The sequence below is a fragment of the Streptomyces sp. NPDC040610 genome (assembly GCF_055594065.1).
The window spans coordinates 226,768-235,146 of record NZ_JBVIXA010000012.1; the positions used below are offsets into that span (position 1 = coordinate 226,768).

Consider the following 8,379-nt stretch of genomic DNA (forward strand, 5'->3'; position numbering starts at 1 on the left):
GGATCGAAGCTTGTCAACATAGAGGAATGTCGAAACAAGAGCTCGTGGTGCTGGGGCAGACGGCCGCGGACGGATGCTGCCCGGATCCGCTGCCGGAGCTGCTGACCGCGCCCCTGGGCGAGGACCAGGCCGTCGAGCTGGCCAAGGTGTTCAAGGCCCTGGGCGACCCGGTCCGGCTGCGCCTCCTTTCGATGATCGCCTCGGGCGCGGACGGCGAGATCTGCGTCTGCGACCTGACCCCGGCCTTCGACCTCTCCCAGCCGACGATCTCCCACCACCTCAAGCTCCTGCGGCAGGCCGGACTCATCGACTGCGAACGGCGCGGCACCTGGGTCTACTACTGGCTGCGCCCCGAGACGACCGACAAGCTCGCCGGGATCCTCACCCGCCCCGGACAGCCCGCCCCCGCGCAACTCGGCAAGTGACAGAGGAAGCCATGCCTGACACCTCAGACACCCCAGACATCTCTGACATCTCTGACAGCCACAAGCCGTCCGTACTCTTCGTCTGCGTCCACAACGCGGGCCGCTCCCAGATGGCCGCCGCCTGGCTGACCCACCTGGCCGGGGACCGCGTCGAGGTCCGGTCGGCCGGGTCCGCCCCCGGCGCCGCCGTGAACCCCGCCGCCGTCGAGGCCATGGCGGAGGTCGGCATCGACATCTCCGACCGGGCGCCGAGGCTCCTCACGGTCGACGCGGTACGGGAGTCGGACGTCTGCGTCACCATGGGCTGCGGCGACGCCTGCCCCGTCTTCCCCGGCAAGCGCTACCTGGACTGGAAGCTGGACGACCCGGCCGGACAGGGCGTCGCCGCCGTACGCCCGATCCGCGACGAGATCGAGGCCCTGGTCCGGGGTCTGCTCGCGGAGATCGCGCCAGAGTAGCCGCCTTCGGGGGACGGGACGCGGGCGCCGGTCACCTCGTCGTCGGAGTCCGCTCGGCCCGTGCTCCCTCGGGCAGCAGCCGGGGGACGGTCCTGACGTAGACGACCATGCCGATGACCTCGACGAGGGTCTGTGTGACGACGATGACGGCGGCGATGGCGTAGGGGTCGGGCAGGGCCAGGGCCAGGGGCAGTACGACGAGGGAGTTGCGGGTGGCGCCGGTGAAGACGAGCGCGCGCGAGCCGGGGGTGTCGAGGCGGAAGAGGCGGGCGACGGCCTTGCCCGCGAAGGCCATCACGAGCAGGAACAGGGCGTAGAAGGGGACCACGGCGGCCACGTCGGTGAGGTTCCCGCCGAGCTTCGGGACCTGGGAGGCGACGACGGTCAGGAGGGTCGCGGCCATGAGCGGGACCATCGTGGTGGTCGCGGCGTCGGACACCTTCTGCCCGGTCGCCCCGCGCCCGGCCCACGCCTGGAGGGCCCAGGCCAGGGCGAGCGGTACGACGATCAGGACGAAGAACGCCTCCAGGAACGGGCCCGCCTCGACGATGTCGCCCAGGTCCGGGCCCATGAACACGTACAGGAAGAGCGGCAGCAGGAGCATCTGGCCGATGAGCAGCAGCGGCGTCGCGGCCAGCAGACGGCGGCTCGCGCCGCCCGCGAGCCCGGAGAAGACGATCACGTAGTCGACGCACGGGCACAGCAGGACGAGCAGCACGCCGACGCGTACGGCCCGGTCGGCGGGCAGGAAGGCGAACATCGCTGCGACCACGAGCGGTACGACGGCGAAGTTCACCACCAGGGCGGCGGACAGGAACCGGGCGTCCTTCAGGGAGCGCAGCAGTTCGCGGGCCGGGACCTGGAGGAAGGTCACGAACAGCAGGGCCGCGAGGACCGGGTTGATGGCGTGCTCCAGGCCGGGCCCGGCGTCCGGCGCGGCCAGCCCGAGTGCGGCGCCCGCGGCCATCGCGCCCAGGTAGATGGCCACTTGGTGGTCGTCCATCCGGTCCACCAGGCCCCGCGCGTCCTGCGACATCCGTGCGTACGTCCCTCTTGGTCGTCCTTGCCCGTTCCGGTCGGCCGGAGGGCCCATCCTCACAGGTGAGGGGCGGTCCGGGGTCGGTGACCGCTCCGAACGGGTCGGCGAGCGACGGCGCGGCCGCCCGGCCTCAGCGGACCTCTGCCCGGCCACCTCGGCCTCAGCGAACCGCCGCCCGGCCACCGCGGCCTCAGCGGACCATCGCCCGGCCACCCCGGACCATCGCCCGGCCGCCTCGACATCAACCGCCCAGCCCCCGGCCTCAACCGACCGACCACCCACCCAAAGCCCCCACCGCCCCCACAGCCCCCGCCGCGAGCAGCGCGCCGACCACGCCGCGGCGGGCCACCAGCAGCCAGACCGCGGCGGCGACCAGCACCCCGTACTGCCACAGGTGCTGGAGGGCCAGCGCGAGGGGGATGGCCGAGCCCATGATCGCGCCGATGACCGCGGGCCCCGCGCCGGTGAAGAACGCCTGCACACCGGCGTGGGCGCGGATCCGGTCGAACCGGGGACCGCCGAGGACGACGAACAGGAAGGAGGGGGCGAAGGCCACGGCGGCGGCCAGCAGCCCGCCCGGGATCCCGGCCGCCGCGTAGCCGACGACGGCGACGGTCTGTACGACGGGGCCGGGGGTGACCTGCCCGAGCGCGACGGCGTTGAGGAACTCGCCGTCGGTCATCCACTGGTAGGTGTGGACGGCGTCGGCCTGCATCAGCGGAATGATGACGAAGCCGCCGCCGTAGGACAGCGCCCCGACCTTGAACGCCACCCACGCCAGCGCGGCCGTCCCACCCACGGCGGGGGCGGCGGCCGCGAGCGGCAGCGGCCACGCGGCACGCCGCCCCGAAGCACCGCGGGTGCGCACGCCGACCTCCAGCAGACCGGCCGCGACAAGGACCAGCACCATCCACGGGCCCACGACCGCGGCCGCCGCGCCACCCGCGAGGAAGTAGCACACCCAGCGGACCCGGGCCGCCCGCCGCTCACCGGCCCGGCGCCAACTCGCCGGAGTCAGCGCGGTCGCGGCCTGGACGGCGACAGCGGCGACGGCCGCGCCCGTCCCGGCGGCAGCACCGCGCACCCACAGCGGCGGACTCCCGGCGAGGAACAGGACGGCCAGGGCGAGGATCAGCACAAGCCCCGGCACGATGAAGGCAAGCCCACCGACCAGCGCTCCGGCCAGGCCACGCAGCCGCCAGCCACACAGGATGGCCAACTGGGTGGAGGCAGGCCCCGGCAACAGATTGGTGGCCGCGACCCCGTCCTCGAACTCGGCCGCCGAGATCCACCCCCGCCGCTCCACACACAGCTCCCTGAGCAGGGCGACATGAGCGGGCGGCCCCCCGAACCCCACACACCCGACACGCCCCCACTCCCGGACGATCGTCCCGAGCCCCACCCGCGTCCGTCCGCCCTCGGACACCCCGCTCACGCCGTCCACGACTCCTCTTCCCCGCATCGGTCACCTCCAGGCGGCGCGACCCTACCGGCCGGGTGTGAACGGGCAGACACGGCCGAAGGCCGCCACCATGCCGGTGACGGCCTCCGAAAGCTCACAGCACGCGAAGCGCCTGCGCGGCTTAGATGTCGAAGTACAGCTCGAACTCGTGCGGGTGCGGCCGCAGCTGGATCGGGGCGATCTCGTTCGTGCGCTTGTAGTCGATCCACGTCTCGATGAGGTCGGACGTGAAGACGCCGCCTGCCTGGAGGTACTCGTTGTCCGCCTCGAGGGCGTCGAGGACCGCGGGGAGGGAGGTGGGGACCTGGGGGACGCCCGCGTGCTCCTCGGGGGCGAGCTCGTAGAGGTCCTTGTCGATCGGCTCGGCCGGCTCGATCTTGTTCTTGACGCCGTCGAGGCCCGCGAGGAGGAGGGCGGAGAAGGCGAGGTAGGGGTTCGAGGACGGGTCCGGGGCGCGGAACTCGACGCGCTTGGCCTTCGGGTTGGAGCCCGTGATCGGGATGCGCATCGCGGCGGAGCGGTTGCGCTGCGAGTAGACCAGGTTGACCGGGGCCTCGAAGCCGGGGACCAGGCGGTGGTAGGAGTTCACCGTCGGGTTGGTGAAGGCGAGCAGCGACGGGGCGTGCTTGAGGATGCCGCCGATGTAGTAGCGGGCGGTGTCCGAGAGGCCCGCGTAGCCCTGCTCGTCGTAGAAGAGGGGCTCGCCACCGGACCACAGGGACTGGTGGACGTGCATGCCCGAGCCGTTGTCGCCGAAGATCGGCTTCGGCATGAAGGTCGCGGTCTTGCCGTTGCGCCAGGCGACGTTCTTCACGATGTACTTGAAGAGCATCAGGTCGTCGGCCGCGGCGAGCAGCGTGTTGAACTTGTAGTTGATCTCCGCCTGGCCGGCCGTGCCGACCTCGTGGTGCTGGCGCTCGACCTGCAGGCCGGAGGCCTCCAGCTCCAGGGAGATCTCGGCGCGCAGGTCGGCGAAGTGGTCGACCGGCGGGGCCGGGAAGTAGCCGCCCTTGTAGCGGACCTTGTAGCCGCGGTTGTTCTCCACCGCGCCGGTGTTCCAGGCGCCGGCCTCGGAGTCGATGTGGTAGAAGGACTCGTTCGCCGCGGTGTTGAAGCGGACGTTGTCGAAGACGTAGAACTCGGCCTCGGGGCCGAAGAACGCCGTGTCGGCGATGCCGGTGGAGGCGAGGTAGGCCTCGGCCTTCTTCGCCACGTTGCGCGGGTCACGGGAGTACTGCTCGCCGGTGATCGGGTCGTGGATGAAGAAGTTGACGTTGACCGTCTTGTCCTTGCGGAACGGGTCCACCCGGGCCGTCGACAGGTCCGCGCGCAGCGCCATGTCGGACTCGTGGATCGCCTGGAAGCCGCGGATCGACGAACCGTCGAAGGCCAGCTCCTCGGCGGGGTCGAACGCCGCCGCCGGGATCGTGAAGTGCTGCATCACACCCGGAAGGTCGCAGAACCTGACGTCAACGAACTTGACGTCCTCGTCCGCGATGAACTTCTTTGCGTCGTCGGCGTTCTGGAACATCCAACTCCTCCTACTCCCGACCCGGGAGGGGCGGGGTTGCAAGCTCGTGGTGCGGCCAGTGCGGTGGCACACGCTGGGACCCGACCATAGGGACGGGGGATTTCTCAAGCGTGACCCATTTGTTTCGCCGAAGTTAACCGGCCCGGGTGCGGGACCCTGGCGTACGCCTTCCCCCGGGGCCGGACACCAGCCGCTCCGCCTCCGGACGACACCCACCTCTCCGCGTACGAAATCGGGCACAGTACCGTGGACGGGTGGACAACAGGCAAGCAATCGGATCGTGGCTCTCCGGCCCCCGCGCGGCGGCCGAGGACGCGGGCGTCGACTTCGGATACCGCGGCGAGCAGCTCGGCCTGCCCGAGGAGGGCCCCGGCTCCATCGCCCGGCCCGGCCGCCGCATCGGCGCCATCGCCATCGACTGGGCGCTGTGCATGGTCATCGCGTACGGCCTGCTCGCGCGCGGCAACCCGCAGGCGATGGGCAACTGGGCGCTCGGGCTCCTCTTCGTGATGAGCCTGCTGACCGTCGGCACGGTCGGCAGCACGCCCGGCAAGCGCCTGCTCGGCCTGCGCGTCGTCAGCGAGGAGGGCGGCCGCCTCGGCCTCGTCCGGGTCCTCGTCCGCAGCGCCCTGCTGTGCATCGGCATCCCGGCCCTCATCTGGGACCGCGACGGCCGCGGCCTCCACGACCGCCTCGCCCGCGCGGTGCAGGTCAGGATCTAGGACCCGGTACCCACGTTCTCCGTACGCCGATGGGGCGCCCGGAACCACTCGGTTCCGGGCGCCCCATCGGCGTATCCAGTCAGGTGCGGCCACGCTCACGCGGCCACGCAGAGGAACAGCGGCAGCGTCACCGCATCTTCGGCCCGCCGCGCGGGATGCGTGCGCCCTTGGGCATGGGCCCCTTCGGCAACGGCATGTTGCTCATCAGGTCGCCCATCGCCTTCAGGCGGTCGTTCGTCGCCGTGACCTGCGGGCCCTGGAGGACGCGGGGGAGCTTCAGGAGCGTGGTGCGGAGCTTCTTGAGCTCGACCTGGCCCTCGCCGTTGCCGACGATCACGTCGTGGACGGGGACGTCCGCGACGATGCGGGCCATCTTCTTCTTCTCGGCGGCCAGCAGCGGCTTCAGCCGGTTCGGGTTGCCCTCGGCGACCAGGACGATGCCGGCCTTGCCGACGGTGCGGTGCACCACGTCCTGGCTGCGGTTCATCGCGATCGCGGGGGTCGTCGTCCAGCCGCGGCCGATCTTGTCGAGCACCGCGGCCGCCGCACCGGGCTGGCCCTCCATCTGCCCGAAGGCGGCACGCTCGGCCCGGCGTCCGAAGACGATCGCCATCGCCAGGAAGGCGAGGATGAAGCCGAGAATGCCCAGGTAGATGGGGTGGTCGAGCCAGAGGCCGATCGCGAGGAAGACACCGAAGGTGACGATTCCCACAGCCGCGATGATGAGACCGATCTTGGAGTCGGCCCGCCGGGTCATCTTGTAGGTCAGGGCAATCTGCTTGAGTCGCCCGGGTTCCGCGGCCGAAGCCGCCGCGGTGGTTTCCTTCCTCGCCATGCCTCGAAGTCTACGTGGCCCTGGAGCCGACTACGACGTGCGGGTTGCTCCTGCCTCTTCCAGCACGCGCTGTGCCTCGACCCGGTCCTTCGCACGGCGTCGGTCCTCGAGGACGGACGTCCAGGCGTTGCGGCGCGCGGTGCGCTGGCCGCCGCTCATGAGCAGCGACTCGACGGCGCGCAGCGCGTCGGTGACGGTCGGGATGGCGGTGGCGCGAACGGGCGCGGCCTGCATGGTGATGCCCTCCGGGGGAGCGACAGTTGACGGGGGAGCGCTGTGAGGGGGGTGCCTGGCTTCGGGGGGAAGCCCTCCGGGATCCGGGGAGAGCCCTGCGTACGGAAACGATCGTTGTGCTCTGGGTAAGGCTGCACGTGCGGTAATTCCAGGGTCACTGATTGGTGTTACCAGGGCGTGACCGACCGGTCAAACACCGATGAAACCTTGACGCGGGCCCCCAAAACACTGACGCGGCCCATGCGATCCCCTTCACCTGCGGGGATCGTAGGGGCCGCGTCATTACGGTCACTACTGGTTGGTAGTCACTTGTGCGCCGATTCACACAGTGCGTGCGTACTCGGCATGTGCCCGCGTCACACCGCCTGCGAGGCCACGTACGCGCCGCGCCGCTCGATCGCCATCTGGTACAGCCGCCCGGCGCGGTACGAGGAGCGCACCAGCGGGCCGGACATGACGCCGGAGAAGCCGATCTGCTCGGCCTCGTCCTTGAGCTCCACGAACTCGTGCGGCTTGACCCAGCGCTCCACGGGGTGGTGGCGCACCGACGGGCGCAGGTACTGCGTGATCGTGATCAGCTCGCAGCCCGCGTCGTGCAGCTGGCGCAGCGCCTCGCTGACCTCCGCGCGCTCCTCGCCCATGCCGAGGATCAGGTTCGACTTCGTCACCAGACCGGCCTCGCGGGCCTCGGTGATGACCTTCAGGGAGCGCTCGAAGCGGAAGCCCGGGCGGATGCGCTTGAAGATGCGCGGCACCGTCTCCACGTTGTGCGCGAGCACCTCGGGGCGGGAGGAGAAGACCTCGGCCAGCTGGTCCGGCTCCGCGTTGAAGTCGGGGATGAGCAGCTCGACCTTGGTGTGGCCGCCCTCACGCTCGGCGGTCATCGCGTGGATCTGGCGCACGGTCTCCGCGTACAGCCAGGCGCCGCCGTCCTCCAGGTCGTCGCGGGCGACGCCGGTGATGGTGGCGTAGTTCAGGTCCATCGTGACGACGGACTCGCCGACACGGCGGGGCTCGTCGCGGTCGAGGGCCTGCGGCTTGCCGGTGTCGATCTGGCAGAAGTCACAGCGCCGCGTGCACTGGTCGCCGCCGATGAGGAACGTGGCCTCGCGGTCTTCCCAGCACTCGTAGATGTTCGGACAGCCCGCCTCCTGGCACACCGTGTGCAGGCCCTCGCTCTTCACGAGCTGCTGCATCTTCGTGTACTCGGGGCCCATTTTCGCCCGGGTCTTGATCCACTCGGGCTTGCGCTCGATGGGGGTCTGGGCGTTCCGGACCTCCAGGCGCAGCATCTTGCGTCCGTCGGGTGCGACTGCGGACACATCGGCTCCCTGATAGCTGGCGTAACTTCGATTCGTCGGCGCACCCCAGGGTACGCCCGCGATGTCATTGGACTTACTTCTGGCCAACCTCCGGCCCGAGGGGTGCATTCCCGCTCGGGCGCTCAGGGGTCGGCCAGGGGCCTGGCGGCTAGGCGAGTGCGGTCTCGGGGGCCCCGGCCGCCTCCTGGACGGGCCCCGGCACCGGGGGGGGGGGGGGGGGGGGGAGGGGGGGGGGGGGGGGGGGGAAAGGAGGAGGGGGGGGGGGGGGGGGGGGGGGGGGGGGGGGGGGGGGGGAAGGAGGTGGGGGGGGGGGGGGGGGGGGGTGGAGGGGGGGGGGGGGGGGGGGAGGGG

The 8,379-nt window shown here is 71.2% G+C and carries 9 protein-coding genes; 3 read left to right on the forward strand and 6 right to left on the reverse strand.

Annotated elements, in window-relative coordinates; all coding sequences use genetic code 11:
• Positions 1 to 26: 26 nt before the first annotated feature.
• Complete coding sequence (locus ACZ6AA_RS33340; RefSeq protein WP_468449292.1) at positions 27 to 425, forward strand: ArsR/SmtB family transcription factor; 399 nt, start codon at positions 27 to 29, stop codon at positions 423 to 425.
• Positions 426 to 436: 11 nt separating this feature from the next.
• Positions 437 to 883 (forward strand): arsenate reductase ArsC, encoded by a 447-nt coding sequence (locus ACZ6AA_RS33345; protein ID WP_471462201.1) that lies wholly within the window; start codon positions 437 to 439, stop codon positions 881 to 883.
• A gap of 31 nt (positions 884 to 914) precedes the next feature.
• On the opposite strand, the gene ACZ6AA_RS33350 is transcribed toward ACZ6AA_RS33345, so the two are convergent.
• The 3 genes from ACZ6AA_RS33350 to glnA form a co-directional block, all read right to left on the reverse strand.
• A complete protein-coding gene (locus ACZ6AA_RS33350) occupies positions 915 to 1,919 on the reverse strand; it encodes an arsenic resistance protein (RefSeq protein WP_471462203.1) in 1,005 nt (334 codons plus the stop codon).
• Positions 1,920 to 2,184: 265 nt separating this feature from the next.
• On the reverse strand, positions 2,185 to 3,357 hold the full coding sequence (chrA, locus tag ACZ6AA_RS33355) for a chromate efflux transporter (protein WP_468481010.1): 1,173 nt from the start codon (positions 3,355 to 3,357) through the stop codon (positions 2,185 to 2,187).
• Positions 3,358 to 3,505: 148 nt separating this feature from the next.
• The gene (glnA, locus tag ACZ6AA_RS33360; protein ID WP_468449261.1) at positions 3,506 to 4,915 is read right to left on the reverse strand and encodes a type I glutamate--ammonia ligase; all 1,410 of its coding nucleotides are present in this window, start codon (positions 4,913 to 4,915) and stop codon (positions 3,506 to 3,508) included.
• Positions 4,916 to 5,169: 254 nt separating this feature from the next.
• Between glnA and ACZ6AA_RS33365 the strand changes: the two genes are divergently transcribed.
• Complete coding sequence (locus ACZ6AA_RS33365; RefSeq protein WP_190116928.1) at positions 5,170 to 5,637, forward strand: RDD family protein; 468 nt, start codon at positions 5,170 to 5,172, stop codon at positions 5,635 to 5,637.
• Between the two features lie 127 nt (positions 5,638 to 5,764).
• Here the strand turns inward: ACZ6AA_RS33365 and ACZ6AA_RS33370 are convergent, their stop codons facing one another.
• The 3 genes from ACZ6AA_RS33370 to ACZ6AA_RS33380 form a co-directional block, all read right to left on the reverse strand.
• A complete protein-coding gene (locus ACZ6AA_RS33370; RefSeq protein ID WP_468449259.1) occupies positions 5,765 to 6,472 on the reverse strand; it encodes a DUF4191 domain-containing protein in 708 nt (235 codons plus the stop codon).
• Between the two features lie 30 nt (positions 6,473 to 6,502).
• Positions 6,503 to 6,706, reverse strand: a complete 204-nt coding sequence (locus tag ACZ6AA_RS33375) for an SCO2195 family GlnR-regulated protein (RefSeq protein WP_468449257.1) — start codon at positions 6,704 to 6,706, stop codon at positions 6,503 to 6,505.
• 356 nt (positions 6,707 to 7,062) lie between these two features.
• Complete coding sequence (locus ACZ6AA_RS33380; RefSeq protein WP_087883784.1) at positions 7,063 to 8,028, reverse strand: lipoyl synthase; 966 nt, start codon at positions 8,026 to 8,028, stop codon at positions 7,063 to 7,065.
• Positions 8,029 to 8,379: the final 351 nt, after the last annotated feature.